Source organism: Stenotrophomonas sp. P5_B8 (assembly GCF_054049855.1).
Window position 1 is genome coordinate 1 of the sequence record NZ_JBFULO010000878.1, and the last position, 561, is coordinate 561.

General features: G+C 54.8%; 1 rRNA gene. It reads right to left on the reverse strand.

Going from position 1 to position 561, the window contains the following annotated elements:
• Positions 1 to 561, reverse strand: a 16S ribosomal RNA gene (locus ACXJKH_RS21955); the annotation flags it as partial.

Below are 561 nucleotides of genomic sequence, written 5' to 3' on the forward strand. Positions count from 1 at the left end.
CTTTACGCCCAGTAATTCCGAGTAACGCTTGCACCCTTCGTATTACCGCGGCTGCTGGCACGAAGTTAGCCGGTGCTTATTCTTTGGGTACCGTCAGAACAACCGAGTATTAATCGACTGCTTTTCTTTCCCAACAAAAGGGCTTTACAACCCGAAGGCCTTCTTCACCCACGCGGTATGGCTGGATCAGGCTTGCGCCCATTGTCCAATATTCCCCACTGCTGCCTCCCGTAGGAGTCTGGACCGTGTCTCAGTYCCAGTGTGGCTGATCATCCTCTCAGACCAGCTACGGATCGTCGCCTTGGTGGGCCTTTACCCCGCCAACTAGCTAATCCGACATCGGCTCATCTATCCGCGCAAGGCCCGAAGGTCCCCTGCTTTCACCCGAAGGTCGTATGCGGTATTAGCGTAAGTTTCCCTACGTTATCCCCCACGAAAAGGTAGATTCCGATGTATTCCTCACCCGTCCGCCACTCGCCACCCATAAGAGCAAGCTCTTACTGTGCTGCCGTTCGACTTGCATGTGTTAGGCCTACCGCCAGCGTTCACTCTGAGCCAGGA